The following is a 26,934-nucleotide window of genomic DNA, read 5'->3' as shown; positions in this document are numbered from 1 at the left end:
GACCGCGGCGTGGGTGGTGGCGGGGATGACACCGTCGTGCACATGCCCGTCCGCCTCACGCTGCACCCCGACGAGGACGTCGAGCTGCCCGAGGGCGCGCGGCTCGGTGACCTGCGCGCCCCGCTCGCCGACCTCGTCCGGAGACCCGAGCTGCTGCGCGCCGAGCTGATCGCCGACGACCGGCCCGTCGGTGACGACGCCCGCGTGGGCCGCCGTCCGCTGCTGCCGGGGGCGGTGCTCTCCGTGGCCGGCCCGTGCGGCGGGAGGCTGCCGGCGGCCGACGTCGCCGCGCTGCGCAGCCGGTGGTTCCTGACCGCGGCGTCGGGTCTGAGCGCCGGGGAGCCGCGGGTGCTCGCCGTCGGGGCACCGCTGACGCTCGGTCAGCGCGATGCGCGGGTCCGCGTGACCGTGGACACCCGGGACCGGGTGCGGGTGCGCCGGCTGCCGCGACGGGCCGCCCCGCACCGTGTCCCCCGCCCGGTGACCCGGGGGCCCTGGTGGCGGCAGCCCGTCGCCCTGGCCCCGCCCGCCGGGCGCACCCGGCGGCTCGGGCCCTGGCCGCGCCGCTGGCGACCGGGCACGGAGCTCCACCTGGACGGATCACGCTACGCGCTGCACGCCTCGGGTGACGTCGACGTCTGGCTCGGTCCCGCCGCGGCCGCGACCGACCGTCCGGCCGGTGCCGGGCCGGCGATGCTGATCACCGGGCTGGTGCCCGTGCTGGGCTCCGTGGTTCTCGCCGTCACCCTGCGCCAGCCGCTGTACGCCCTGTTCTCCCTGGTGGCGGTGATCGCCCTGGCACCCCAGGTCGTCGCGGCCGTGCGCCGACGGCGACGGGGCGCTGCGGACCCGGTCCCGCTCACGCCGCCCCCGGTGGGCGCGGACCCGGGCCGCACCGGCGCACGGACGGCCGCGGCCCACCAGGCGTCCGACGGTGCATGGCTGCGCGTCCGGCGTGCGCACGCCGCCGCCCGGTCGGCCGCCGGCACGGCCCCGACCGCGCCGACCCTGCAGACGCTGCTGCCCGACGGCGCCCTCAGCGTGCGCGGTCCGGCAGCGCCCGTGCGCAGCGTCAGCCGGGCGGTGGTGGTCGATCTGGCCGCCGCCGGGGCCGCCGTGCAGGTCCTCGGGGACGGACGGGACGCCTGGCGCTGGTGCCGGTGGATCTCGCCCGGCGACGACGGACCGGACTCGAGCGGGCCGTCCCGTGTCCTGGTCCTCGACTCCCCCCGGCCGGAGGACCTCGCCGCGGCGGACCGCGCGGTGCGCCGCGGTGACGTCGTCGTCCTCTGCCTGCCCGACGACGGGAGGGATCCGGCACCGCGGGAGCCCGCCTGGTGCCGCACCAGATGGGACGTCACCCCCGACGGCCGCGTGCTGCGCACCGCTCCGGACGGTACGGACACCGTCGTGGCCGCCACGGGAGTCACCGTCGCGTGGGCCGAGCGGACGGCCCGCCGCCTGGCCGGGCTGCGTGCGCTGGGTCGCGACCCGGCACGGCTCGGTGAGGACACCACCCCCGACCGGAGCGACGGCCGCTCCGATCCCACCGACCCACGCATCCCGGCGACCGTCGCGCTGCGCGACCTGCTGGACGGATCCGACCCCGCCGCGCGCTGGGCCCGCGCGCGAGGGTGGACGATCCCGCTCGGACGCGGCGCCGACGGGACCCCGGTCGTCCTGGACCTCGTGGCGGACGGTCCGCACCTGCTCGTGGCCGGCACCACCGGCGCCGGCAAGTCGGAGCTGCTGCAGTCGCTGGTGCTCGCCCTGGCCGCGACCCGCTCCCCCGCCGACCTGTCCCTCGCGCTCGTCGACTTCAAGGGCGGCGCCTCCTTCGGTCGCTGCGCCGACCTGCCGCACGTGGTCGGGCAGGTGACCGATCTCGAACCGGGGCTGGCCGGTCGGGCCCTGACGGGACTGCGCGCCGAGCTGCGTCGCCGTGAACGCCTGCTCGCCGACCACGGCGTCGCGACGTCGGATGACCTGCCCGCCGGGACCTTGCCCCGACTGGTCGTCGTCATCGACGAGTTCCGCGCCCTGGCCGACGACCTGCCGGAGTTCCTGCCCGGGCTGCTGCGGATCGCCGCGCAGGGGCGTTCGCTCGGTGTCCACCTCGTGCTGGCCACCCAGCGCCCGGCCGGTGCCGTCAGCGCCGACCTGCGGGCCAACGTCACCACCCGGATCGCCCTGCGCGTCGTGGACGTCGCGGACTCCCGCGACGTCGTCGAGCACCCGGCGGCTGCGGCCATCCGGGTCGGCGACCCCGGCCGGGCCGTCCTGCGCATCGGCTCCGCGCCGCCGCTCGCGGTGCAGTGCGCCCACGCCGGGGCGCGGGGCGACGGCACCGCCGGGTCCGTGCGACGGGTTCCGTCCGGGTGGACGGCGGGGAGCCACGACAGCCCGTCCGTCCGGGCGGACCGGCCCGCCGACGACGGTGACCCCGTGGCGGACCTCGTGGCGGCCCTGCGCCGCGCCGCCCACGGGCTCGGGCACCGGCCGGGCCCCGCGCCGTGGCTGCCGCCGCTGCCGGACCAGGTGGGTGCCGACGACGTCCGGCCCGGTGACGAGGACTCGCCGCCCGGCCCGGACCGGCTGCCGCTGGCGCTCGCCGACGACCCGGACGGGCAACGTCGTCGGCTCGCGTGCTGGCGGCCGCACGACGGCCACCTCGCCGTGCTGGGTGCGGCACGCTCGGGACGGACCACCGTCCTGGCCACCCTGGCGCGCGCGGCACTGGCAGGCGGGTGGTCCGTGCACGTCCTCGCGCCGGACGCGGCCCACCGGGCCTTCACGCCGTTCGCCGACCATCCGGGCTTCGGCACCCTGGCCGGCGCCGACGACCCGCGCCGGGCGCGCCGGCTCCTGCGGCTGCTCGCGGCCGCTCCCGACCGGGCCGACGGGTCGCGCACGCTGGTCCTCGTCGACGACGCCCCCGGGCTGCGCGCCGCGCTGGCGACCTCCGACCCCTGGGACCCGCTGGTGACGGCGCTGGCCGCGGGACGGGCGGCCTTCGCGGTGACGGCGGACTCCGCGACGGTGGGCGGCCTCGCGGCGCGTGTCGGCCCGCGGGTGGTGATGCTGAGGAACGACCCGCACACGGCGGTGATGCTCGGGGTGCCGCAGCCGTTCGCCGGTGCGGGCGGGCCGCCCGGCCGCGCCGTCCTGCTGGGGAACCACGAACCACAGCTGTGCCAGGTGCTGCTCCCGGGCCACTCCCCGGCGGCGGCACTCCCCGCACCGTCGGGAGGGGAGCGGACGCCCCGGGTGCTGCCGCTGCCCACGGAGGTCGCCGCGGCGGAGCTCGACCTGGCACGGCGGGACCGCCGAGCGACCGGTACGGCCGTCCTGGTCGGGCTGGGCGGCGACGCCGCGGAACCCGTCGCCCTGGACGTGGGCGCGGGCGCGCTGGTGGTCGGACCGCGCGGCGCCGGCCGCAGCACGGTGCTGTGCACGGTCGCCCGCGCGCTCGCCGCCTCGGGGCGGCTCGCCGGCGTCGTCTCCCGGGACCCGGCGGTGCGCGCGGCGGCGGGTGAGGCGCCCACGGCGGGCCGCACCTCGGTGGGTGTGCGAGAGCTGGTGGGGTCCCTCACCGCGCCAGGGGGAACCCTCGTCGTCGACGACCTCGACGTCGTGACCCAGTCCCGCCCGGTCGAGGTCGACCGCCTGGCCGCGCTCGTCGACGACGGACTGACGGTCGTCGCCTCGGCGACGACACAGGGCGCGGTGATGGCCCACCGCGGCGTGCTGGCCGAGCTGCGTGGCCGGCGGACCGGGGTGGTCCTGGCACCGGGCGAACGCGGTGCGGACGAGGTGCTGGGCACCGTGGTGTCGGAGGTCGCCGACCCCGGTCCGCCGCGCCCCGGACGGGGTGCCCTGGTGCAGGCCGGGCACGCGGTCTGCGTCCAGGTGGTGAGGATCGACGCGCAGCCCGACGGCTCAGCCGAGCGTGTGCTCGACGACCCCCCGCGTCATGAGACAGACCAGGACGACCGCAGCCAGCAGGAGCATCATCGCCCCGCCGAGCGTCGCGGCGACGGACCCGCTGGTGAGCAGCGCGATGCCGAGCAGGCCCTGGAAGATCTGCCAGCCGGCGACGGGCGAGCGGCCGGCACGGCGTCCCTGCCAGAGCGCACGCGAGGCCCAGGCCAGGAACCAGGCCAGCGCGAGGAAGAACGCCACCGCGAAGAGGCTGATCCCGAGGCTGACGGACCGACCTCGCACGAGGTCGACGACCATCGCGCCGGCGAAGACCACCATGGCCAGGACCTCGAGGCCGACCACGCCGACGACGGCGACCAGGGCCCGCGGAGGACGCGAGGAGGGACCGGCGTCAGCCGGGTCGGAGGGGGCGTCGGAGGCGGGCATCGTGGCGATGATAAGGCTGACCAGGCCCGTTGTGCAGTGTGATGAAACCCTCAGGGTTCACGCCGGAGAAATCTTTGCGTAACCCCTTGTGCGGCGGTTCACGAGGTGTGAGTCTTGTTGGCAGATTCCGAACCCCCCTGGACGACACCGGACCCGGACGGGCAGCCGTCGGCATGCGCCGGGACGGGCGCCCGCGGCAGGGGACGAGCACTGAGGAGATGACATGGACTGGCGCCACCAGGCGGCCTGCCTCGACGAGGACCCCGAACTCTTCTTCCCGATCGGCAACACCGGCCCCGCGCTCATGCAGATCGAGGAGGCCAAGGCGGTCTGCCGTCGTTGCGACGTCGTGGACACCTGCCTGAAGTGGGCCATGGAGTCCGGTCAGGACGCCGGTGTCTGGGGCGGCATGAGCGAGGACGAGCGCCGGGCCCTGAAGCGCCGCACGGCGCGCGCCCGCCGCGCCGGCTGAGCACGTCGCACCGCCAGGAAGGCCCCCTCACCACGGGTGAGGGGGCCTTCGTGCATGTCCGCCACCGCGGCGGCGTCCCGCCGACGGTGGACCCGACGGGTCAGCGGTGGGACTCCTCCCGCAGCACGATGTCGAGCACGACCTCGGTCCCGCCGTCGTCCCGCGGCCGCCAGTCGATCGTGCCCCGCAGCTCGTTGGTGACCAGGGTCCTGACGATCTGGGAACCCAGCCCGCTGCGCGAGGAGCGGCCGAGCTGGTCGATCCCGCCCTGCATCCCTACGCCGTCGTCGGCGACGACCACGCTCAGCGTGGCACCGTCGCGCCGGACGTCGATCCACACCGTGCCGGACTCGCGGTCGGGGAAGGCGTGCTCGACCGCGTTCGTCACGAGCTCGGTGAGCACCAGCGCCAGCGGCGTGGCGTCCTGGGCCGGGATCATGCCGAAGGACCCCTGCTGGGCGGTGTGCACGGAGGTGTGGGTCGAGGCGACGTCTGCCGCCATGCGCAGCGCGCGCTTGAGCATGTCGTCCAGACCGACCTGCTCGTCGAGGTTCTGCGACAACGACTCGTGCACCAGGGAGATCGTGGCGACACGTCGCATCGCCTCCTCCAGGGCCGCCCGCGCCTCGGGGACGTCCATCCGGCGGGCCTGCAGCCGCAGCAGGGCCGCCACGGTGGCGAGGTTGTTCTTCACCCGGTGGTGGATCTCGCGGATCGTGGCGTCCTTGGTCATGAGCTCGCGCTCACGGCGCCGCAGCTCGGACACGTCGCGGCAGAGCAGGACCGCCCCGATGCGCTGGCCGTGGTCGGTCAGCGGCAGCGCACGCAGCGACAGGGCGACGCGTCCCGCCTCGATGTCGGTCCGCCAGGGGGCACGGCCCATCACCACCAGGGGCAGGGACTCGTCGACGGTGTTCTGCTGCTCGACGATCCCGGCGGTGACCTCGATGAGCGACTGGCCCACGAGGGGCCCGATGACGCCGAGGCGGTGGAAGCACGAGAGCGCGTTCGGACTGGCGTACAGCACCTCGCCCTCGGAGTTGAGCCGGATCAGGCCGTCCCCGACGCGCGGCGCACCGCGGCGCGGGCCGGTGGCGGCGTTGCGCGAGGGGTACTCGCCACGCCCGATCATGGCCAGCAGGTCGTCGGCCGACTCGACGTAGTTGAGCTCCAGCCGGCTCGGGGTGCGCCCCGAGCCGAGGTTGGTCTGGCGGGCGACGACCGCGACGGCCCGGCCGTCGTGGACGACGGGGACCGCCTCCTCCCGCACGGCGTAGGCACCGAACCAGCGCGGCTCGCGCGACCGTTGCGCCCGAGCCTCCGTCATCGCGGCGACGAGCTGCGCCGTCTGGCCGTCCGGGGCGAAGGAACCCACGACGTCGTCGTAGTGGACGGTGGCGCCGGTGCTCGGGCGGCACTGCGCCACGGCGACGAAACGCCCGTCGCGGGTGGGCAGCCACAGGACCAGGTCCGCGAAGGCCAGGTCGGAGACGATCTGCCAGTCCCCCACGAGCAGGTGGAGCCACTCGCCGTCACCCTCGTAGAGGTCGGCGTGCTCGGCGATCAGGTCACTCATGGCGGACACGCCCACCACCCTACGGGCACGCACCGGCCCGGGCGGCGCCGGTAGGGTGTGGACGTGCACCTGACGGTGGAGCTGACCTACGCGGCGGACACGACTGCCGTGGCCGCCGCGCTGAGCGACCCGGAGTTCCTGCGCTGGCGGTCCCAGGACCGTGGCGCCGCGGCCGCGACGGTGGTCGACCTGTCCGGTTCGCACCATGCCGGGTTCACCCTCTCCCTGCGTCGCACGGTGCCCACCGACGTGATCCCCTCCCAGCTCCGTCACGTCGTCGGCGACCAGCTGGAGATCCGGCAGGCCGAGGCGTGGGAGGCCCCCGTGGACGGCCGGTACGTCGGGACGGTGGTGGTCGAGATCACGGGCGCACCGGTCCGGCTGACCGGCACGCTGCTGCTCGCCCCGACCGAGGACGGCGGGACCCGGCACGTCGTCGAGGGCGAGGTGCACGCCTCGGTCCCGCTGTTCGCCGCGGCCGTCGAGGAGGCTGCCGCGAGTGCCGTGCGGCGGGCCCTGGAGGCCGAGGCCCAGGCCGCTCGGGACTGGCTGGCCCGGGGCTGACCGCCCCCGGGGTCGCCCGACCGCCACCACTGCACCGCCCACGGCGTGGGATGACGCGTCACACTTTCATAACGGGAGCGCTCCCACACCACCTCTGACCTGCAGAGACGCGTGGACGACACGTCACCGTCCGACAACGTCCGCCCTGGCGGCTTGACGCGGAGGCGCTTGTGACGGAAGCATCACTCTTGGTCGTGGAAGCGCTACCATCCTCAGCAAGGTGGTCGCGCTCCCAAAGCGTCCGACACCGATCGAACCAGACAAGGGAGTCACCGTGCTCAGCAGCACCCGCCCCCGCCGGACTCGCCGCCTCGCTGCGGCCACCGCCGGCATCGCGTCCCTCGGCCTCCTCCTCGGCGCCTGCTCGGGCGACACCGAGGAGAGCACCTCCGAGGAGGGCAGCGGCGAGACCGACGAGGAGATCACCCTCACCGTCGCCACCTTCAACAACTTCGGGTACACCGACGAGCTGCTCGCGCAGTACACGGAGGAGCACCCGAACGTCACCGTCCAGCACACGACGGCGGCGGAGGCCGCGGACGCGCGCACCAACCTGTCGACCAAGCTCGCCGCCGGTGGCGAGGGTCTGGCCGACATCGAGGCCGTCGAGGTCGACTGGCTCTCGGAGTTCATGCAGTACCCGGACCTCTTCGCCGAGATGCCGGCCATCGACGGTCGCTGGGTGGACTGGAAGGTCGAGCAGGCCACCACGCCCGACGGCAAGCTCATCGGCTACGGCACCGACATCGGCCCGGAGGCCATCTGCTACCGCTCCGACCTGATGGAGGCCGCCGGCCTCCCCTCGGACCGCGAGGAGTTCGCCGAGTGGCTCGGCGGCGACAGCGCGACCTGGGAGAGCTACTTCGACGCCGGCAAGGAGTACCAGGAGGCCACGGGCAACGCGTGGTTCGACGGTGCCGTCGCCACCTACCAGGGCATGATCAACCAGGTCGAGGCCGCCTACGAGGACCCGGAGACCGGGGAGCCCAAGGACATCGCCTCCAACACCGAGGTGAAGGACCTGTACGACCAGGTCCTCGCGGCCTCGGTCGACGACAAGCTGTCCGCCGGTCTGGAGCAGTGGGGCGACGACTGGTCGGCCGGCTTCCAGAACGACGCCTTCGCCACCATGCTCTGCCCGTCCTGGATGACCGGTCCGATCGAGCAGAACGCCGGCAACGTCGAGGGCTGGGACATCGCTGACGTCTTCCCGGGCGGCGGCGGCAACTGGGGCGGCTCGTTCCTGACCGTGCCCGCCTCCGGCGAGAACGTCGAGGCCGCTCAGGAGCTCGCCGCGTGGCTGACCTCGCCCGAGGTCCAGACGCAGGCCTTCACCGAGGCCGGCACCTTCCCCTCGCAGGTCGAGGCGCAGGAGTCCGAGGAGGTCCAGACCTTCGTCAACGACTTCATGAGCGAGGCCCCGGCCGGCGAGATCTTCACCTCGCGGGCGCAGGCCATCGACGGTGCCGTGTACAAGGGGCCGAACTACTTCTCCATCCACCAGGAGGTCCAGAACGGTCTCAGCCGTGTCGACCTGAACGGTGAGGACCCGGAGAAGTCGTGGGAGACCACGGTCGCCTCCGTGAACGAGCTGGGTCTCTGATCCGACCCGCCGGAGGGTGACGGGCCCGCCCGTCACCCTCCCTCACCACCCTGTCGGGCCGGTCGCCGACCCCGGCGACCGGCCCGACACGTGTCCGCACCCACCGGAGAGACGTACAGGAATCACCTCATGGCCCTCATGTCCCCCACCAGGCCAGCGCACTCGCGCGGCAACCCCGACCGCCCGTCGCGGCGCATCGGGTTCTCCCAGCGGCTCGGCCGACTGGACGTCAAGGTCTCCCCCTACCTGTACATCTCGCCGTTCTTCCTGCTCTTCGCCGTCGTCGGGCTGTTCCCGCTGGGCTACACCGCCGTGGTGTCGGTCTACGAGTGGAACCTCCTCGGCGGCCAGGGCGACTTCGTCGGCATGCAGAACTACGTCGACGTGCTGCAGCAGCCGACCTTCTGGAAGTCCGTCGGGAACACCTTCTCGATCTTCCTGCTCTCCTCGGTCCCGCAGGTCATCATGGCGATCACCATCGCCGCCCTGCTCGACCAGAACCTGCGCGCGGCGACCTTCTGGCGCATGGGCGTGCTCGTGCCGTTCATCGTCGCCCCCGTCGCGATCTCGATGATCTTCGGCCGCCTCTTCGCCGACCAGTACGGCTTCATCAACGAGCTGATCGGGCTCGTCGGACTCGAGCCGATCGCCTGGCACGGTGACCGGCTGGCCAGCCACGTCGCGATCGCGACGATGGTCAACTACCGCTGGACCGGCTACAACACCCTCATCTTCCTGGCCGCGATGCAGGCCGTGCCCCGCGACCTGTACGAGGCGGCCGTCATCGACGGCGCCGGCCGCGTCCGCCAGTTCTTCTCGGTCACGGTCCCGCAGATCCGCGCCACCATCATCTTCGTGGTCATCACCTCGACCGTCGGCGGCATGCAGATCTTCGACGAGGTCCGCATGTACGACGCCGGTGGTCTCGGCGGCCCCAACCGTGACTGGATGACCACGGTCGTGTACCTCTACGACGTCGCGTGGGGCAACCAGAAGAACTTCGGCCGCGCCGCCGCGGTCGCCTGGCTGCTGTTCCTCCTCATCGTCATGATCGGCATGGTCAACTTCCTGGTGACGCAGCGGATCTCCACCGCCGGGCCGAAGCAGTCGAAGGTGAGCCGCAAGCACACCAAGCGCCTGCTCGCCGAGGCACGGGCCGCCGGTGCACCGGGCGGCGTCCGGATGCCGCCCACCCCGCCGGGGGCACCGGCCGGGTCCGGTATCCCCTCGCCACCGCCGACCCCACCCGCGCGACCGTCCACCGGCTCGCCCACCACGAACTCCGGGGAGGACCTCCGATGAGCTCCGTCGCCGTCACCGCACAGACCGCCGGTCCGGGCGCCGCGCGCGCCGCCGCCAAGCGCCGCCGCCGGGTGCCGCTCGGAGGGTCCACCCGGCGCGCAGGTCGCCTGACCTACTTCCTGCTGGGCGCGGTCCTGCTGATCTCGATCTTCCCGCTGTACTACACGCTCCTGCTGGGCTCGTCCGACTCGGTCTCGATCGCGCAGAACCCGATCCCGCAGTGGCTGCCGGACTCCAGCCTCTTCGCGCAGTTCCAGACGGTCATCGCCTCCGACAGCATCAACTTCTGGAAGGCGCTGTGGAACTCCACGCTGATCGGCGTCTTCTCGTCGCTGTCGGTGGTGTTCTTCTCGACCCTCGCCGGCTACTCGTTCGCGAAGCTCAACTTCCGCGGTCGGGGTCCGCTGCTCGTCTTCGTCATCGCCACCATGGCGGTGCCGGTCCAGCTCGGCATCATCCCGCTGTACATCCTCATGAGCGAGATCGGCTGGTACGGCAAGGTGCAGGCGGTCATCGTCCCGGGTCTGGTCACGGCGTTCGGCGTCTTCTGGATGACCCAGTACCTCTCGGAGGCGCTGCCGTACGAGCTCATCGAGGCCGCCCGCGTGGACGGCGCGTCGATGTTCCGGACCTTCTGGTCGGTGGCGATGCCGGCGGCCCTGCCCGCGGCGGCGATGCTCGGGCTCTTCCAGTTCGTCCAGCAGTGGACCAACTACTTCTGGCCGTCGATCATCCTCACCTCGCAGAACCCGACGCTGCCGCTCGTGGTCCAGTCGCTGCGGGACAACTACTTCGTCGACTACTCGCTGGTGATGGGTGGCGTGTTCCTCGTGACCCTGCCGCTGCTGGTGATGTTCTTCTTCGTCGGGCGCCAGCTCGTCGCCGGGATCATGGCCGGCGCGGTGAAGGGCTGACGCGGGACCTGCCGTTCCACATCTGGGGTGCCCGGACGGACCACCGTCCGGGCACCTCACCACTCCACACGGAAGCACTGCTGACATGACTCTCACCGCACCGGGCACTGGCGCCCGGCTCGCCGCCCCCGGGACGACCGTCCCCTTCGTCCCGTCGACGCCGCTGACCGGGACGACGCCCCACAGCAGCGGACGCGTGACGTTCCCCGAGGGCTTCCTGTGGGGCACGGCCACCGCCGCCTACCAGATCGAGGGCGCCGGCGCCGAGGACGGGCGCGGCGAGTCCATCTGGGACGTCTTCTGCCGCATCCCGGGCGCCGTGGTCCACGGTGACGACGGCATGGTGGCCTGCGACCACTACCACCGCTACCGCGAGGACGTCGCGCTGATGTCCCGCCTCCACCTCGGCGCCTACCGGTTCTCCACCTCGTGGGCCCGCGTGATGCCCGACGGCCGGACGGTCAACCCGAAGGGTCTGGACTTCTACTCCCGCCTCGTCGACGAGCTGCTCGAGGCCGACATCCTGCCGTGGCTGACGCTGTACCACTGGGACCTGCCGCAGGCGTTGGAGGAGGCCGGCGGCTGGCCCGCCCGTGACACCGCCTACCGGTTCGCGGACTACGCCGTCACCATGCACGAGGCCCTGGGCGACCGCGTGACCACGTGGGCGACCCTCAACGAGCCGTACTGCTCGGCGTTCCTCGGCTACACCGCCGGTGTGCACGCCCCGGGCCGGACCTCGCCGGAGCTCGGCCTCGCGGCGGCCCACCACCTCATGCTGGGTCACGGCCTGGCCGTCGACGCGCTCCGGGCGCGCGACCCCGAGGCCACGCTGGGACTGACGCTGAACTGCACGGTCTCGGACCCCGTCGACCCGACGAACCCGGCGGACGTCGACGCGGCACGGCGTGACGACGCCATGTTCAACCGGGTCTTCCTCGACCCGATCTTCCGCGGCGCCTACCCGCAGGACCTCCTGGACGACGTCGCGCACCTGAACTTCGCCGACCACGTCCGTCCCGGGGACCTCGAGGTGATCTCGACACCGATCGACGCGCTCGGGGTGAACTACTACCACGGCGGCGCGATCGCCGCGACGCCGCAGTCCGGGGAGCGCCCCGACGGGACCGCCGGCCCCGAGGGAGAGCGACCGGCCGACCCGTCGGCACCGGCCCGCGATCTCCGCTCGCCGAACCCGGTCCCGGAGGGCGTCCACGCGCACAGCCGCGGCCTGGCCCTGACCGACATGGGCTGGGAGGTGCAGCCGGAGGGCCTCACGCGCCTGCTCACCCGCCTGCAGCAGGACTACACGGGCCCGCGCGGCACGTCGCTGGTCATCACCGAGAACGGCGCGGCCTTCCCCGACGTCGTCGAGGCGGACGGCAGCATCGACGACCAGGACCGGCTGGACTACATCGACCGGCACCTGCGCGCCGTCAGGGACGCCATGGACGCCGGCGCCGACGTCCGGGGCTACTTCGCCTGGTCGCTCATGGACAACTTCGAGTGGGCGCTCGGGTACACCAAGCGGTTCGGCATCACGCGGGTGGACTACGCGACGCAGGAGCGTACCGTGAAGGCCTCGGGTCACTGGTACGCGGGGGTCGCCCGCGACAACGCCGTCCCGGCACGGGACTGAGCGGAAGGTAATCTCCGACCGTGGTCACGAAGCACATCGCACCGACGCTCGACGACGTCGCGCGCACCGCAGGGGTCTCCCGCTCGACCGCGTCGCGGGCGATCAACGGCGGCGACCGGGTGTCGCCGGAGGCGCAGCAGGCCGTGGACGCCGCGATCGTCCGGCTGGGCTACGCGCCCAACCGCGCCGCCCGGTCGCTCGTGACCCGGCGGACCGACTCGATCGCCCTGGTGGTCCCGGAGCCCGACGCCCGGATCCTCACCGACCCCTTCCTCGCGGGCGTCGTCCGCGGTGTGAGCGAGGGGCTCGGCGGGACGGACCTGCAGCTCGTGCTGCTCCTGGCCCGCCAGGGCGAACGGCCCGGCCACATCGCCCGCTACCTGACCAGCGGGCACGTGGACGGCGTCATCGTCGCCTCGCACCACAAGGACGACCGGATCGAGCAGGAGCTGCGCGGCGGCGCGCTGCCGGCCGTCTTCGTCGGCCGCCCCTTCGACTCCGCGGGCCTGCACTACGTCGACGTCGACAACCGGGCGGGAGCCCGCGTGGCGACGCAGCGGCTCGTCGACCGCGGCTGCCGCCGGATCGCGACCTTGACGGGTCCGCAGGACATGACCGCCACGCTCGACCGGTTCGACGGGTGGCGGCAGACGATGACGCGCGCCGGGCTGTCCACGGATGCCGTCGCCGAGGGCGACTTCACGGTCGAGGGCGGGACCGCCGCGATGGAGCGGGTCCTGGCCGAGCACCCGGACGTCGACGGCGTCTTCGCGGCGTCGGACCTGATGGCCACCGGTGCGCTCCACGTGCTGCACGCCCACGGCAAGCGGGTGCCCGAGGACGTGGCGGTGGTCGGTTTCGACGCGCTGGGGGCCGAGCGCACGACCCCGCGGCTGACCACGGTGCTCCAGCCGGTGGTCGAGATGGTCGCGGCGGCCACGTCGTCGCTGCTCGACATGCTGGGCGGGGAGGACGTCCACCCCGAACCGCGGATCTTCATCCCGCGGCTCATCGAGGGCGAGTCCGCGTAGCCCTCCGCCGCGGTGCACGCCCCGGCTCAGTCGGCCGGGGCGTGCGCCGCGATCCAGTCGTCCAGGACCTGCCACTGGTCGAACAGCCAGGCCTCGCGGGCGGCGACGTCCCGCGGCACGGCACCGGGCGGGTGCAGCCACGCCCGCATCGTGACCGTCTTGTCCATCGGCAGCTCGCGCCACACGTCCCGCACGTCGACCAGCCGGTCCAGACCGGTGTGCGCCACCACCAGCACGGCAGCCTCGGGTGCGCCCTCCAGCGCCGCGTCGAATCCCCCGACGTGCGGCGCCATCACCTCGTGCATCGCCTCCGCCCGGCGGGCGAGGTCCTCGTGCCCCGACCGGCGCAGCGCCTCGATCCGTGCCGCGCGGCGCCGCGGCGTGACGTTCCCGCCCTCCGGGAACAGCACGAGGGCGTCGGCGGCCGTCAGCCCGGCGGCGATGCGGTGCACGGTCTCGCGGGCGCCGGGGCGACCCGCGGGACGCCGCGAGGCGGGCGTCACGAACGCGGCGGGCAGCCGGTTCATGAGGACGTCGATCGCCGGGTCCCACTGCATCGTGTCCTTGAGCACGATGGCGGGGGCGCGTCCGGACAGCCCGAGCAGCCGGTCGACGATGATGAACGAGTCCCCCGGGCCGGCGTGCCTGCTCAGCACCACGAGAGGCGCCTCCGGCAACGACAGCGCGTCCGGCACGTCCAGCTCGATGCGCAGACGCAGGGTCCAGCGCACCTGCCAGAAGAACAGGGCCAGCATCCCGCGGGCCAGCCGGACGTGCGCACGCCGGTACCACGGCCGGTCGGCGAACAGGCCGCACCCCGCGGCGAGCCACAGCCCGAACATCGCCAGCAGGGCCGTCGCGTCCCACACGATGTAGAACGCGGTCATCCACAGCAGCCGCAGCACCCGCAGTCCGCCGGGCACGACCCAGGTGAGCACGCCGCCGACCAGCACGGCGAACATCAGGGTGGTCGGGACCATGACGACGGCGAGGGCCACGACCAGCGGCGCGAGGACGACCCGGCGGACCCACCGCGGCGGCAGCATGCTCAGACCTGTTCCGCGAGGTAGGTCCGGGTCCGCTCGTAGGAGCGCTCGATCCGGTGACGGGTCGCGTCGAGCCGCTTGTACGCCCGGACCTTCTCGTCACCGGGCAGCGAGCCGCCGGAGGGCAGGACGTGCACGGTGACGTCCGCGGGGACGTCGGCGAGCTCGCGGTGGAACCGGTGCCGGCGCGAGATCTCGAAGGCGACCTTCGCCACGTCGGACGGGCTGCGCGGGGCCGACAACGGCTCCTCGATGCGCCCGACCTGGAGCACGTACACGGTGGTGGCCCCCCGGCGCACGGCCTCGCCGAGAGGGATCGAGTTGACCAGGCCGCCGTCGACGAAGTGCTCCCCGTCGATGACGGTGGGCGGCATCGCCCCGGGCACCGAGGCCGAGGCCAGCACGGCCTCGACCAGCGGGCCGGTGTCGAACCAGTGCTCCGACGCCCGTTCGATGCTGGCCGCGGCGACGACGAGGGGCACCTCCAGGTCGGCGAACGTCCGGCGCTCCCCCACGGCCTCCTCGATGAGCGCGCGAAGCTTGGCCGGGTCGTACACGTGGACCCGGGAGCGGGCCAGGTGCCGGACCTGGCGGTACCAGGGCTCGGCGTAGACCGAGGCGGCCGTGGGCGACGCCCAGGCCTGCAGCAGCCGGTCGACGACCCCGAGGGTCGGGTCGGCGGCGACCGCGGCGCCGTTGATGGCCCCGACGGACGTCCCCACGATCAGGTCCGGGTGGACGTCCGCCTCGAAGAGCGCCTGCAGCATCCCGACCTGCACGGCACCGCGGACGCCTCCGCCGCCCAGCACGAACGCAGTCGTCACGTCCGCCATGCTGCCACGGCGGACGAGGACCGGCCGGGAGATCGGTCCGGTCACGGTCGTCCGTCCCCGACGTGGAGGGCGCGCAGCGCCCGGGAACGGGACCGTGGCCGGATCGATCTCCCGGCCGGGCGGGCCTCAGGCGCGCAGGTGCCCGTACCGGTGCTTCGTCCGGCTGACGGCCTGCTCGCGCAGGAACGGCAGGAGCTCGCGCCGCCCGGCGGCGAGCACCGGCTGGTCGAGCACGGTGACCTCGCCGACGCGCTCGACGGCGGCAGCACGCAGCCCCGGCGCCTCACCGACGACGCGGATCCGACCGGTGACCCGGCCCTCGGCGACGGCGGCGGCGAAGTCCTCGTGCGAGACCGGGGTCTCGTGCGGCACGCCCCAGCCCGCGTCGGACGCGGGGACGACGACGGCCCGCACCCCGGCCCGGCGGGCACCGGCGAGCACGCGACGCACCTCGACCGGCAGGGCGCCGTCACCGACGCGCACCGTGACCTCGGGGACCGGGCGGTAGCGGAAGCTGTTCTCCTCCACCGACAGACCGGTCGGGTCGTGCGCGACCCCGAACTCGGCGTCCCACGCGGCGGCGTCGGAGGCCTCGGCCCAGGCGAGCCAGGCCTCCGGGTCCGACGCGCGCGAGGGCACGTCGGCGCCGTCGCTCCAGCGGCCGAGCTGGGCGACGTAGTTCGGACCGCCCGCCTTGGCCCCCGGGCCCACGACGGAGCCCTTCCAGCCGCCGAACGACTGCCGCTGCACGATCGCGCCGGTGATGTGCCGGTTGACGTAGGCGTTGCCGACCTCGACGCGGTCCAGCCACGTCGCGATCTCGTCGGAGTCGAGGGAGTGGATGCCGCCGGTCAGGCCGAACGACACGGCGTTCTGCAGCTCGACGGCCTCCTCGAGCGTGGCGGCACGCATGATGCCGAGCACCGGGCCGAAGACCTCGGTGAGGTGGAAGAACGACCCGGGGGCCACGCCGTCGCGCAGCCCGGGCGACCACAGCCGGTCCGGGTCGATCCCCGCGGCGTCGGCGACGTCGTCGAGCCGCCGGGGCTCGACCAGCCAGGACTCACCGGGCTCCAGCGATGTCAGCGCCCGGTGCAGCTTGCCGGCGGCCGGCTCGGTCAGCGGGCCCATCACCGTCGACAGCGATGTGGCGGGTCCGACGGCGAGCGACCGCACGGCGTCGACGAGCTGTCGCCGGAACCTCTCCCCCGTCACGGTGGACTCGTCGCCGACGGACCCCACGAGGATCACCAGCGACGACGCCGAGCACTTCTGGCCGGCGTGGCCGAACGCGCTGCGCACGACGTCGGCCACCGCGAGGTCGAGGTCGGCGGAGGGCGTGACGATCAGCGCGTTCTTGCCCGAGGTCTCCGCGAGCACGGGACGGTCCGGGTTCCACCGGGCGAACATCTGGGCCGTCTCCAGCGCGCCCGTCAGCACCACCCGGGACACGTCGGGGTGGGTCACCAGGTGCTTGCCGGCCTCGCCGTCGGGCACCCGCAGGAACTGCACGGCGTCGCGGGCGACGTCGGCCTGCAGCCCGAGCTCGGGTGCGAGGGCCTCCAGGGCGTCCTGGACCGCCTCGACGGCGAGCTCGTAGCAGCGCGGTGTCGGGGGCGCCGGCTTGGCGAGCACGGTCGACCCCGCCGCGAGCGCCGCCAGCACGCCGCCGATGGGGATCGCCACCGGGAAGTTCCACGGCGGCGTGACGAGCGTGACGCCGTCCGGGGCGAAGTCCGCGCCGTCGACGGTGTCGAGCGCCTCGGCGGCCGCCGCGTAGTAGGCGGCGAAGTCGATGCCCTCGGTGACCTCGGGGTCGGTCTCGGCGACGGTCTTGCCGGCCTCGTGCACGGCGGCGGCCACGAGGTCTCCGCGCCGCGCCTCCAGCCGGCGGGCGGCCTCGCGCAGCACGCGGGCGCGGCCGCCGGGCGGGACGGCCGCCCACTGCTCGCGGACCTCGACGGCGCGGGCGACGGCCTCGTCGATCCGGCCGGTGTCGGTCGTCTCGGGGGTCCGCACGGGCACGAAACCGCTGTCGGGGCCGACCAGGCGGGCGGCCCACTCGCGGTGCGCCGCCACGGCAGGGTCGGTGTCGACGGCGTTGTGGAAACCGGTCGGCGATCCCGGTCGGTCGGGCGACCCGCTCCGCGGCCGGGTCCGCGGCCCGTTCTCCGACCCCGCGGTCGTACCGTCCGCGTCGCCGTCGTACCCGGCGGGTCCGTCCGCGGCACCGGAGGTACGACCGCGCGGCGGCGTGGCGGGCGTGTCGAAGCGGGAGGTGCGACGCGGGACGACGGCGTCCGGGTCCGGACGCAGCCCGTCGGTCACCGACGCGCGGAACGCGATCTCCTGCCGCTCCATCGGGGTGCCGCGCACGCCGGGCTCGTCGGACGCCGGGGCGAAGGCCGCGTGCACGAAGTTCTGCTCGGCGGCGTTCTCCTCGAGGCGGCGCACGAGGTAGGAGATGGCCACGTCGAAGTCCTCGTCGCGCACCGCGGGGGTGTACAGCACGACCTGGCCGCCGTCCCGGGCGACCTCGGCCCGCACCAGACGCGCCTCGATCGGGGCCATCCCCTGCAGCATCTCGATGTCGAGCCCGGCGCTGACGTCGCGCGCACGGCCGAGGAGGATCGCCAGGGCGACGTGGAACAGGTTGTGGGAGGCGACGCCGAGGCGGACGGCGGCGGTCCGCTCCGGGGTCAGGTGCGCGTCCAGGATGCGCACGTAGTTGGCGTCGACCTCGGCCTTGGTGTCGTACGTCGCCGGCGCCCAGTCGTGCAGCTCGGCCTCGACGTGCTCCATCGCGAGGTTCGCGCCCTTGACCAGACGCACCTTGACCGGGGCGCCGCCGGCGTCGACCCGCTGCTGGGCCCACGCGGTGAGCTCGTCCAGCGCCCCGAGGGCGTCGGGGAGGTACGCCTGCAGCACGATGCCGGCCGACAGGCCACGCAGCTCGGGGTGGTCCAGGACGTCCCGGAACACGGCCGTGGTCAGGGCGAGGTCCTTGTACTCCTCCATGTCGAGGTTGATGAAGACCCCGTGGTCGCGGGCCGCGCGGTACAGGGGCAGCAGGTGCTCGACCACGCGCTCGCGCGAGCCGTCGAGGTCCCAGGTGACGAGCTGGGCGGCCACGGAGGAGACCTTGACCGACACGTAGTCGACGTCGGGGCGCTGCACGAGCGCGACGGTGCGCTCGAGCCGGGCCGCTGCCTCCTCGTCGCCGAGCACGGCCTCGCCGAGCAGGTTGACGTTGAGGGTGTAGCCCTCGGACCGGGTCCGGGCGAGGTGCTTGCCCAGCCCGCGGCCCGCGTCGGCGACGAGGTGGCCCACGAGCTGGCGCAGCCGCACGCGGGCGGCCGGGACGACGACGGACGGCAGGACGGGGGCGACGGCGGCCCCGACCCGGAAGAGGGTGCGGTCGACGGGCGACAGGAACGACGCGGCGCCGGCGTCCCGACCGAGGCGGGAGAGCGCCTTGGCGGCGACCCGGACGTCCTGGGGCCGGGCGACGTCGTCGACGAACCCGACGGCGAGGTCGAGGCCCGCGGGGTTGGCGACCAGGGCGCCGAGGCGCTCGGCGGTCGCGCGCGTGCGGCGGTCCGCGCGGGTGACGACACCGTCGGTCCGCGTGGCCGCGTCGATCCAGGTGTGGGCGAGGGCGACGGCGTCCTCGACCAGGTCGGCCGGGCTCACGGTCGCCTCGGGGCGGGCGCCGGGGTGGCCGGTTCCGCGATCGGTGGCATGGGTGCTCATGGCACCAGGGTGCGCCCGATCACAGCGTCCCGTCTTGTACAGAACGGGTCGCACGGAGCGCACTTTGCGACAACCCGACAGCACGCAGGCCGTCACCAGGACCGCCCGTGGCCTGCGGGGTACGGTACCGGGACGGCCCACGACCCGGGCCGGTGACCATCCCGGGGCACCGCCGGGAGGCCCCTCCGACGCCTCCGAGGAGGAACCGCGTGACGACGACGTCGACCCGTCCGGAATCCGTGGGCGAGGCATCGCCCCTGGCGACGGCCCGGTCCCAGCTCGCGACCGCCGTCGCGCACCTGGACTACGACGACGGGCTGCACCAGATGCTGGCCACGCCGCGCCGCGAGATCCAGGTCGCGGTCCCGCTGCACCGGGACGACGGCTCGCGGGTGCTCCTGGAGGGCTACCGGGTCCAGCACAACGTCTCGCGCGGGCCGGGCAAGGGCGGGCTGCGGTTCCACCCGAGCGTGCACATCGACGAGGTGCGCGCCCTGGCGATGTGGATGACGTGGAAGTGCGGCATCGTCGACCTGCCGTTCGGAGGTGCCAAGGGGGGCGTGGGCATGGACCCCGCCGACTTCACCCCCGGCGAGCTGGAGCGTGTCACCCGCCGGTACACCTCGGAGATCATGCCGCTGATCGGCCCCGACACGGACATCATGGCCCCCGACATGGGCACCGACGAACGCACCATGGCATGGGTCATGGACACCTACTCCGTCAACCGGGGGTACACGATCCCGGCGGTGGTCACCGGCAAGCCGCTGGCCATCGGCGGTTCGCTGGGCCGTGGCACGGCGACCAGCGCCGGCATCGTGCACGTCACGGCGGCCGCGCTCAAGGAGGCCGAGGCCCGGATGGACGACGTGCGCGTCGCGATCCAGGGCTTCGGCAAGGTGGGCGGGAACGCCGCGCAGATCTTCGCCGAGCGCGGGGCACGGGTGGTCGCCGTCAGCGACCGGTACGGCGGGGTGCGGGCCGACGACGGGCTGGACGTGGCCCGGCTGGCCGAGCACGTCACCGAGACCGGCAGCGTCGTCGGGTTCGACGACGCCGAGGCGATCTCCAACGCCGAGCTCATCGGCCTCGACGTGGACGTCCTCGTGCCCGCCGCCGTCGAGGGCGTGCTGACCGCCGAGTCGGCGCGCACGGTGCGTGCCCGCTGGGTGGTCGAGGGCGCGAACGGGCCGACCACGACGGCCGGTGACGCCGTGCTCGCCGAGCGCGGGGTGACCGTCGTCCCGGACGTGCTCGCCAACGCCGGCGGTGTCGTCGTCTCCTACTTCGAGTGGGTGCAGGCGAACCAGACGTACTGGTGGTCGGCGCACGAGATCGCCGAGAAGCTGGCGCGGCGCATGGCCTCGGCCTACGGCGACGTCTCGGCCCTGGCCCGGCGCGACGGCATCTCCCTGCGGGACGCGGCGACGGTGATCGGCGTGCGGCGCACCGCCGAGGCGCACGAGATCCGGGGGCTCTACCCCTGAGACCCGCGGGGGACCCGACGGCGGCGCTCGCCGACCGGCTGCGGGACGCCGGGTGCGTCTTCGCCGAGGACGAGGCCGCGGTGCTGCTGCGCGCCGCCCCCGCCGGGTCGGCGCGGCTGGAGCAGCTCGTGGCGCGCCGCACCGCCGGTGAGCCCCTGGAGCACGTGCTCGGCGAGGTGGAGCTCGCCGGCAGGACGTGGACGGTGGGACCAGGCGTCTTCGTGCCCCGCCGTCGCAGCGAGGCGCTGGTCGAGGCAGCGCTGGACCGCCGGCCCGGGTCGGTGGACCCGACGGTCGTCGACCTGTGCTGCGGCTGCGGCGCGCTCGGCGGCGCCGTGCTCGAGGGGTTGACCGCGGCCGGTGCGCGCCCCGCGCTGCACGCCGTCGACGTCGACCCCGTGGCGGTCGGCTACGCCCGCCGCAACCTCGAGCCGCTCGGCGCCGCCGTGGCGACCGGCGACCTGTTCGACCCGCTCCCGCGCAGCCTGCGGGGCCGCGTCGACCTGCTCCTGTGCCACGCCCCGTACGTGCCCACCGCCGCCCTCGCCACCATGCCGCCGGAGGCGCGGGACCACGAGCCACCGACGGCGCTCGACGGCGGCGCCGACGGCCTCGACGTGCTGCGCCGGGTGCTGGGGCAGGCCCCGCGGTGGCTCGCACCGCGCGGAGTGCTGCTGTTCGAGATCGCGGCGCGGCAGTGGCCGGCAGCGCGGGGGACCGTCGTCGCCGCGGGGCTGAGGGCCGAGCGGGTATGGGACGAGGACCGGGACGCTACCGTGGTGGTCGCTAGGCGCGAGCGCGGCGACGACGGACCAGGGTGACCACGACCGGGCCGACCACGGCCACGGCGGCGGCGACGCCGGCCGCGACCGCCACCGTCTGGTCGGTCAGCGGCCCCGTCGTCCGCCCGACGGCGATCCAGGCGAGACCCCAGCCGATCGCGAGGCCGACGGGGACCACCACCGCCGGACGGACGGCGCCGTACCGGGCGACCGCCAGCGCCAGCACAGCGCCCACCGCCACGAGCGCGACGCCCCACCCGGTGGCGCCCAGGCCCAGCTCGCCGACGTCCGCCGCCTTCAGGGCCGCGGCGGTGTTGGCCAGCGTCGCCACGGAGACCCAGCCGAGGTAGAGGCCGACGGTGACGTCGGTGACGACGGCGTCGAGCACGCGGGGGGCGGGGGTCCGCACGAGACGCACGAGCACCAGGGACAGCACGGCGACGAGACCGGCGATGACGGCGACGCTGGCCCACAGCCAGCCGGCCTGCACGACGCCGATCCAGGCGGCGTTGAGCAGCATGGAGACGAGGATCCACCACGCCACGGACCGCAGACGGGGGTCGGCCGCGCGACCGGGCAGCGCCTGCACGACGGCGAACAGCACCAGACCGGTGTAGATCACCGACCAGATCGAGAACGCCGGGGTGTCGGGCGCCAGGACCGTCGCGTCGGCGGACAGCGCACCGTCCGCCGCCTCCTGGATCGGCTGGCCGCCGAACGCGCCGGAGCCGACGGCGGCACCGAGGATGGCGAGGAGCGCGCCGACGGCGACCACGACCTGCCGGACGCGGTCCCGGGCGGTGGCGGGGCGCTGGGGTGTGTCCTGAAGCGTCGTCATGCCCTCAGCATGCCAAACCTCAGCATGCTGAGCATCTCGACCGGCCTGCCGGCGCTACGCCCGGGTGCGGGGCTGCCGGTCGACCCACGCGGCCAGCGGCACCCGCGGCCCGGTGTAGAACGGGACCTCCTCGCGCACGTGGAGCCGCGCCTCGGTGGCCCGCAGGTCCCGCATCAGGTCGACGATGCGGTCCAGGGCGTCCGCCTCGAACGGCAGCAGCCACTCGTAGTCGCTCAGCGCGAACGTGCTCATCGTGTTGGCCCGCACGTCCTTGTACCCCGCGGCGGCGATGCCGTGGTCGCGCAGCATCGTGCGGCGCTCGGCCTCCGGGAGCAGGTACCACTCGTAGGACCGCACGAACGGGTACACGCACAGGTAGTCGCGCGGGGCCTCACCGGCCAGGAAGGCCGGGACGTGGCCCTTGTTGAACTCCGCGGCCCGGTGCAGGGCCACCACGGACCACACCGGCGTCAGCACGGCACCCAGGCGCGAGGCGCGCAGCCGCTGGTAGGCGCCCTGGACCGACTCGACCGTGGGGCCGTGCACCCAGACCATGAGGTCCGCGTCCGCACGCAGCCCGGCGACGTCGTAGACGCCGCGCACGACGACGTCACCGTCGGCGCGGGAGGGGTCACGGTCGGCCTCGGCAGCGCCGCCCCACAGGGCGTCCTCGGCCTCGGCGGCGAGCGCGGCGCGCTCGGCGTCGTCCGCCGGCACCGGCCCCGCGAGCGAGAACACCGAGATCATCGCGTAGCGGATGGACTCGTTGATCGCGGCGGTGTCGACGGCCTCGCCCGTGTCGGCGTGGATGTGCTGGTCGCTCACGGATGCTCCTCCAGGATCGCTCGGTCGCTCAGCGGTTGACGTCGCGCGAGCACAGCGCCGGGACGCCGCTGGGCTCACCGTCGCGGCGCAGGCAGCAGTCGACCTCGCAGACGGACCGGAACGGGGGCAGGGTCCCGACGGTCGCCTCGTCGACGTCCTCGCCGCGGGCCTTGGCCGCCCGCTCGAGCAGCAGGTCCACCAGCCCGGCCACGAAGGCGGGCCGGGTGCCCACCGTGCCGGCGCGCACCGCCGTCATCCCGAGCTCGGTGGCGGTCTCCATCGCCTCGGTGTCGAGGTCGTAGGCGACCTCCATGTGGTCCGAGATGAAGCCGATCGGCGCCATGACGACGTCACGCAGGCCCTCGCCGGCACGCTCGGTCAGCAGGTCGTTGACGTCCGGCTCGAGCCACGGCTGGGTCGGCGGGCCGGACCGCGAGCAGTAGGCCAGCTCCCACGAGACCTCGTGGCCGCGCGCCTCGGCGACCCGGGCGGCGATGACGGCGGCGACGTCCAGGTGCTGGGTGGAGTAGGTGGCCTGCGAGATGCGGGACGCCGCCTCCATCGTGTCCGGGATGGAGTGCGTGACGAACACGAGCTTCGCGTCCGCGGGCGAGCCGCCCTTCTCCTCCAGCGCGGCGTAGCCGTCGAGGACGGCCTCGACGTTGGCCTGCACGAAGCCGGGGTGGTTGAAGTACGACCGGATCTTGTCGAACTGGACGCCCGTCGACCCGTTCTCGTCGAGCTGACCGCGCTGCTGCAGCGTCACGGCCAGGTCCTCGCGGTACTGCCGGCAGCCGGAGTAGCTCGAGTAGGCCGAGGTGACGAGCGCGACCGCGCGCTCGGCACCGAGCGCCTCGAGCTCGGTGACGGCGTCGTCGGTGTACGGCTCCCAGTTACGGTTGCCCCAGACGACCGGCAGCTCGATCCCGCGCGCGGCCAGCTCGGCCTCGATCGCGGCCTTGAGCGCGAGGTTCTGGTCGTTGATCGGGCTCTTGCCGCCGAACGCGTAGTAGTGCTCGCCGACCTCCTCCAGCCGGGAGTCGGGGATCCCCTTGCCCGCGGTGACGTTGCGGAGGAACGGGACGACGTCCTCCGGCTTGTTCGGGCCGCCGAAGGAGAACAGCAGCAGCGCGTCGTACGGGGTGGGATCGGCCGTCGGCCGGGGGGTCGTCGACATGGTCCCATCATCCACCGAGCCCAGGGGTGCTCCGGACCGGCTCGCCGCCGCCCCGCCGTGACATTGAACGGACAGGACGTCATCTTCGACCCCGCGCCGACCCGGACGTGCGCGGGTACTCTCGACGGACCCGGTCCGGACCGTGAGCGAGGAGGCCCCGTGACGAGCACCCGCACCGCCTCCGCGCCGGGCCGGACGGGACCCGCGCGACCCCCCGCCACGGTGGGCCAGGTGCGCACCACCGTGCAGGCGGAAGAGCTCGCCGCCCGCCTCCAGCACCCCGACCGCACCTGGCCCGTCGTGGTCGTCTCCACCCCGCAGGACCGGGGCCGCCCCTTCGTCGACGCGGACCGCGTGCTCGACGACGTCCAGGGCCTGGCCGAGGTCGTCGTGATCCACGCGGGCGACCCGTCGTGGGCCTTCTCGCACGGCATGCCGGACGCCACCCAGGTCTACGGCGGCGCCTCCCGGGTCTACCCGGTGGGCGTCGGCTGGGTGCACGACGTCGCCCGCTCGCCGCTGTGGATCGCGTACGACGCCGCCGAGGGCACGCGGGTGCACGACCGGCTCGTGCAGGACGCCCTGACGGCGGCCACGCGCGCCGGCCTCGTCACCGTGAGCCTGCTGCCGACCGCTCCCGCCGCGACCAGCGGCACGGTGCTCGGTCTCGTCGGCACGCGCGCCCTGGTGCAGACCGCCGACGGCGCGACGGCGCAGGTGGCCCAGGAGCTGACGCTGCCCGTCGTGCCGATCGACCGCCTCCTGGCGCCGGGCATGGCGGTGCACGGCGTGCTGGACGCCGGGACGCGGCGTCTGGACGTGCGCGGCATGCTGCCCGACCCCGTCGCCCAGACCTCGCGCGTGCTGGCCGCCTACCCGGCCGGCGCCGTCGTGCCGGCGCAGGTGCACCGCGTGGAGGCCGACGAGGTCACCCTCGCCCTCGCACCGGCGGTGGCCGTGCGCGTGCACCGCGAGCACGCCAGCCGGGGCGACGACGACCTGCGCGACCTCTTCACCGTGGGCGAGGTGGTCGCGGCCCGCATGCAGCCACCCCGCCCCGTACCCGGTCCTGCCGGCGGCCACCGGCAGCCGGCGCTGCGTCTCGACGACGTCGACGACACCGCCGGCGTGCTGCCCGCGATCAGCCTGCTCGACGGCGGACCGCCCTGGCTCCCGGCGCCGACCGTGCCCCCGGACGAGGACCTCGGCCCGGAGCCGACGACGGTCCCCGAGCCGCCCCCTGCTGCCCGCCCGACGCCCGGCCCCGGCCCGCGCCGCGCCGTGCCGCCACCGGGGCGGTCCTCCGCGCCGGTGCCCGCCGCCTCGACGTCCTGCCCGGACGACAGCACCGAGGTGGACGCCTCCTCGCCCGGCGAGCGCAAGGCCCTGGTCCGGCAGCTCGAGCGGTCCGTGCACGAGTACCGTGCCCGGGCGCACCTCGCCGAGCGGGAGAACGTCGAGCTGCGCGCCGCGGTCAGGACGCTCGAGGTCGAGGTCGCGGGCCTGCGCGACCTGGCGCGCGAGCAGCGGGACCACCTCGACCGGATGCACCGCGACGCCGAGCGGTACAAGGCGCGGATCCGGTCCGCGCGCAAGCAACGTGCCGGGGAACCGGCCACCGCGGCGGTACCCGACCGGCTCTTCACGGACCCGGAGGACCAGCTCCGCCACGACGTCTACCGCGCCTGGGCCGAGCTGATCGGGCCCGACGAGAAGGTCGACTACCCGTTGCCCGACTACGACGTCGGTCCCCGGTTCTGCGACTCGCTCGCGGGACCGGGGCGCGGCTTCGAGGACCGTGTGCACCGGGCGATCGTCATGGTGCTGACCGGCCGGGCCCACGACGTCGCGGGCTACGAGCTGCACCGCCTGCGACGCGGGGACGGCGGCAGCGACCCGTACCGGGTCCGCGAGTCGGACGGTGCCCAGGCGATGCGCCTGTCGTTGCAGGTCAGCTCACCCCAGGCGCGCCGGCTGCACTACTGGCAGCTGCCCGGCGGCGGGGTCGAGCTGTCCCGGGTCGTGCTGCACGACGACGTCGCGCCCTGATCCCGGATCGTTCGCTCACGGCGAACATCCGACGCTGGCACTCTCGGGTCGAGAGTGCTAATTCTGAGGGTGTAGCCAGGTGACGCCGGACGGACCGGCGCACCCGTCGCGGATCGAGGTCGCGGGTGCGGCCTCGCCGAGGAGGTGATGCGCGATGGCTACGTACTGGGACCCGTTCCAGGAGATGGACCGGCTCTTCGGCTCCTTCCCCCTCACGGCGCGGAACGTCTCGGCCATGCCGATGGACCTGTTCCGCGAGGACGACCACTTCGTCCTGGCCGCCGACCTGCCCGGGATCGACCCCGGCAGCATCGACGTCTCGGTCGAGGACCGCACGCTGACCGTCCGGGCCGAGCGGACCGGACGCTCCGGCGAGGGCCAGTGGCTGCTCCGCGAGCGCCCGGCCGGCACCGTGGCACGTCAGATCACGCTCGGGCGCGGGCTGGCGCTCGACCACATCTCGGCCTCCTACGCCGACGGCGTGCTGACGCTGACCATCCCGGTCGCCGAGGAGGCCAAGCCGCGGCGCATCGAGGTGTCGCACCGCTCCGAACCCCACACCATCGAGGCCGGCGGCTGATCGTCGCGCCAGGCCGCGGGCGGGGGGGGGGGGGGGGGGGGCGGGCCCCCCCCCCCCCCCCCCCCCCCCCCCCCCCCCCCCCCCCCCCCCCCCCC

Annotated in this window: 19 protein-coding genes; 12 read left to right on the top strand and 7 right to left on the bottom strand. The window is 74.4% G+C overall.

Annotated elements, in window-relative coordinates; genetic code table 11:
* Positions 1–42: 42 nt before the first annotated feature.
* Both Q6347_RS14730 and Q6347_RS14725 read left to right on the top strand, forming a co-directional pair.
* Entirely contained in the window at positions 43–4,410 is a 4,368-nt protein-coding gene (locus Q6347_RS14730) for an FtsK/SpoIIIE domain-containing protein (RefSeq protein WP_304607739.1), read from the top strand.
* A 181-nt stretch (positions 4,411–4,591) separates the two neighbouring features.
* A complete protein-coding gene (locus Q6347_RS14725) occupies positions 4,592–4,840 on the top strand; it encodes a WhiB family transcriptional regulator (protein ID WP_171247655.1) in 249 nt (82 codons plus the stop codon).
* A gap of 100 nt (positions 4,841–4,940) precedes the next feature.
* Here the strand turns inward: Q6347_RS14725 and Q6347_RS14720 are convergent, their stop codons facing one another.
* Entirely contained in the window at positions 4,941–6,416 is a 1,476-nt protein-coding gene (locus Q6347_RS14720; protein ID WP_304607782.1) for a sensor histidine kinase, read from the bottom strand.
* Between the two features lie 63 nt (positions 6,417–6,479).
* Here Q6347_RS14720 and Q6347_RS14715 point away from each other — a divergent pair, with 63 nt between their 5' ends.
* From Q6347_RS14715 to Q6347_RS14690, 6 genes are all read left to right on the top strand, one after another.
* Positions 6,480–6,980 carry a DUF2505 domain-containing protein gene (locus Q6347_RS14715; protein ID WP_304607738.1) on the top strand — a complete coding sequence of 167 codons (501 nt, stop codon included), beginning with the start codon at positions 6,480–6,482 and terminating at the stop codon, positions 6,978–6,980.
* A gap of 274 nt (positions 6,981–7,254) precedes the next feature.
* Positions 7,255–8,583 (top strand): ABC transporter substrate-binding protein, encoded by a 1,329-nt coding sequence (locus tag Q6347_RS14710; protein WP_304603285.1) that lies wholly within the window; start codon positions 7,255–7,257, stop codon positions 8,581–8,583.
* Between the two features lie 129 nt (positions 8,584–8,712).
* On the top strand, positions 8,713–9,885 hold the full coding sequence (locus Q6347_RS14705; protein ID WP_171247652.1) for a carbohydrate ABC transporter permease: 1,173 nt from the start codon (positions 8,713–8,715) through the stop codon (positions 9,883–9,885).
* Complete coding sequence (locus Q6347_RS14700; protein WP_171247651.1) at positions 9,882–10,799, top strand: carbohydrate ABC transporter permease; 918 nt, start codon at positions 9,882–9,884, stop codon at positions 10,797–10,799. Before Q6347_RS14705 ends, Q6347_RS14700 begins: the two co-directional genes overlap by 4 nt.
* 85 nt (positions 10,800–10,884) lie before the next feature.
* Positions 10,885–12,438 (top strand): glycoside hydrolase family 1 protein, encoded by a 1,554-nt coding sequence (locus Q6347_RS14695; protein WP_304603284.1) that lies wholly within the window; start codon positions 10,885–10,887, stop codon positions 12,436–12,438.
* Between the two features lie 20 nt (positions 12,439–12,458).
* Positions 12,459–13,469, top strand: a complete 1,011-nt coding sequence (locus Q6347_RS14690; protein WP_304603283.1) for a LacI family DNA-binding transcriptional regulator — start codon at positions 12,459–12,461, stop codon at positions 13,467–13,469.
* A gap of 26 nt (positions 13,470–13,495) precedes the next feature.
* Here Q6347_RS14690 and Q6347_RS14685 read toward each other — a convergent pair whose 3' ends face one another.
* The 3 genes from Q6347_RS14685 to Q6347_RS14675 all read right to left on the bottom strand — a co-directional run bounded on the left by Q6347_RS14685 (position 13,496) and on the right by Q6347_RS14675 (position 19,101).
* Positions 13,496–14,515, bottom strand: a complete 1,020-nt coding sequence (locus Q6347_RS14685; RefSeq protein ID WP_304603282.1) for a 1-acyl-sn-glycerol-3-phosphate acyltransferase — start codon at positions 14,513–14,515, stop codon at positions 13,496–13,498.
* A gap of 2 nt (positions 14,516–14,517) precedes the next feature.
* On the bottom strand, positions 14,518–15,339 hold the full coding sequence (locus Q6347_RS14680; RefSeq protein WP_369810864.1) for a patatin-like phospholipase family protein: 822 nt from the start codon (positions 15,337–15,339) through the stop codon (positions 14,518–14,520).
* Between the two features lie 135 nt (positions 15,340–15,474).
* Complete coding sequence (locus Q6347_RS14675; protein ID WP_304603281.1) at positions 15,475–19,101, bottom strand: proline dehydrogenase family protein; 3,627 nt, start codon at positions 19,099–19,101, stop codon at positions 15,475–15,477.
* A gap of 209 nt (positions 19,102–19,310) precedes the next feature.
* Here Q6347_RS14675 and Q6347_RS14670 point away from each other — a divergent pair, with 209 nt between their 5' ends.
* Both Q6347_RS14670 and Q6347_RS14665 read left to right on the top strand, forming a co-directional pair.
* A complete protein-coding gene (locus Q6347_RS14670; RefSeq protein ID WP_304603280.1) occupies positions 19,311–20,588 on the top strand; it encodes a Glu/Leu/Phe/Val dehydrogenase in 1,278 nt (425 codons plus the stop codon).
* A complete protein-coding gene (locus Q6347_RS14665) occupies positions 20,585–21,409 on the top strand; it encodes a putative protein N(5)-glutamine methyltransferase (protein ID WP_304607781.1) in 825 nt (274 codons plus the stop codon). Before Q6347_RS14670 ends, Q6347_RS14665 begins: the two co-directional genes overlap by 4 nt.
* On the opposite strand, the gene Q6347_RS14660 is transcribed toward Q6347_RS14665, so the two are convergent.
* Genes Q6347_RS14660 through Q6347_RS14650 form a run of 3 tightly spaced genes read right to left on the bottom strand, consistent with a single transcriptional unit; the run spans position 21,375 to position 24,210 of the window.
* Positions 21,375–22,208, bottom strand: coding sequence for a tryptophan-rich sensory protein (locus Q6347_RS14660; RefSeq protein ID WP_304603279.1), 834 nt, complete (start codon positions 22,206–22,208; stop codon positions 21,375–21,377). The genes Q6347_RS14665 and Q6347_RS14660 overlap by 35 nt on opposite strands.
* A 54-nt stretch (positions 22,209–22,262) precedes the next feature.
* Positions 22,263–23,033, bottom strand: a complete 771-nt coding sequence (hemQ, locus tag Q6347_RS14655; RefSeq protein ID WP_171247645.1) for a hydrogen peroxide-dependent heme synthase — start codon at positions 23,031–23,033, stop codon at positions 22,263–22,265.
* A 28-nt stretch (positions 23,034–23,061) separates the two neighbouring features.
* A complete protein-coding gene (locus Q6347_RS14650) occupies positions 23,062–24,210 on the bottom strand; it encodes a ferrochelatase (protein ID WP_304603277.1) in 1,149 nt (382 codons plus the stop codon).
* A gap of 159 nt (positions 24,211–24,369) precedes the next feature.
* On the opposite strand from Q6347_RS14650, the gene Q6347_RS14645 reads away from it, so the two are divergent.
* Both Q6347_RS14645 and Q6347_RS14640 read left to right on the top strand, forming a co-directional pair.
* Positions 24,370–26,259, top strand: coding sequence for a hypothetical protein (locus tag Q6347_RS14645; protein ID WP_304607737.1), 1,890 nt, complete (start codon positions 24,370–24,372; stop codon positions 26,257–26,259).
* Between the two features lie 154 nt (positions 26,260–26,413).
* Positions 26,414–26,839 carry an Hsp20/alpha crystallin family protein gene (locus Q6347_RS14640; protein WP_171247642.1) on the top strand — a complete coding sequence of 142 codons (426 nt, stop codon included), beginning with the start codon at positions 26,414–26,416 and terminating at the stop codon, positions 26,837–26,839.
* The last annotated feature ends 95 nt before the right edge of the window (positions 26,840–26,934 follow it).

Origin of the sequence: Isoptericola sp. b408 (assembly GCF_030588085.1) — a bacterium.
In the GTDB taxonomy this organism is placed as follows: domain Bacteria; phylum Actinomycetota; class Actinomycetes; order Actinomycetales; family Cellulomonadaceae; genus Isoptericola; species Isoptericola sediminis.
This window is presented reverse-complemented; position numbering and strand designations above follow the sequence as displayed.

Coding starts and splice junctions, on each gene's coding strand:
- Q6347_RS14650 (WP_304603277.1), bottom strand. CDS start 24,210: ATGTCGACGACCCCCCGGCCGACGGCCGATCCCACCCCGTACGACGCG.
- Q6347_RS14730 (WP_304607739.1), top strand. CDS start 43: ATGCCCGTCCGCCTCACGCTGCACCCCGACGAGGACGTCGAGCTGCCC.
- Q6347_RS14640 (WP_171247642.1), top strand. CDS start 26,414: ATGGCTACGTACTGGGACCCGTTCCAGGAGATGGACCGGCTCTTCGGC.
- Q6347_RS14725 (WP_171247655.1), top strand. CDS start 4,592: ATGGACTGGCGCCACCAGGCGGCCTGCCTCGACGAGGACCCCGAACTC.
- Q6347_RS14685 (WP_304603282.1), bottom strand. CDS start 14,515: ATGCTGCCGCCGCGGTGGGTCCGCCGGGTCGTCCTCGCGCCGCTGGTC.
- Q6347_RS14720 (WP_304607782.1), bottom strand. CDS start 6,416: ATGAGTGACCTGATCGCCGAGCACGCCGACCTCTACGAGGGTGACGGC.
- Q6347_RS14705 (WP_171247652.1), top strand. CDS start 8,713: ATGGCCCTCATGTCCCCCACCAGGCCAGCGCACTCGCGCGGCAACCCC.
- Q6347_RS14660 (WP_304603279.1), bottom strand. CDS start 22,208: ATGACGACGCTTCAGGACACACCCCAGCGCCCCGCCACCGCCCGGGAC.
- Q6347_RS14675 (WP_304603281.1), bottom strand. CDS start 19,101: ATGAGCACCCATGCCACCGATCGCGGAACCGGCCACCCCGGCGCCCGC.
- Q6347_RS14695 (WP_304603284.1), top strand. CDS start 10,885: ATGACTCTCACCGCACCGGGCACTGGCGCCCGGCTCGCCGCCCCCGGG.
- Q6347_RS14700 (WP_171247651.1), top strand. CDS start 9,882: ATGAGCTCCGTCGCCGTCACCGCACAGACCGCCGGTCCGGGCGCCGCG.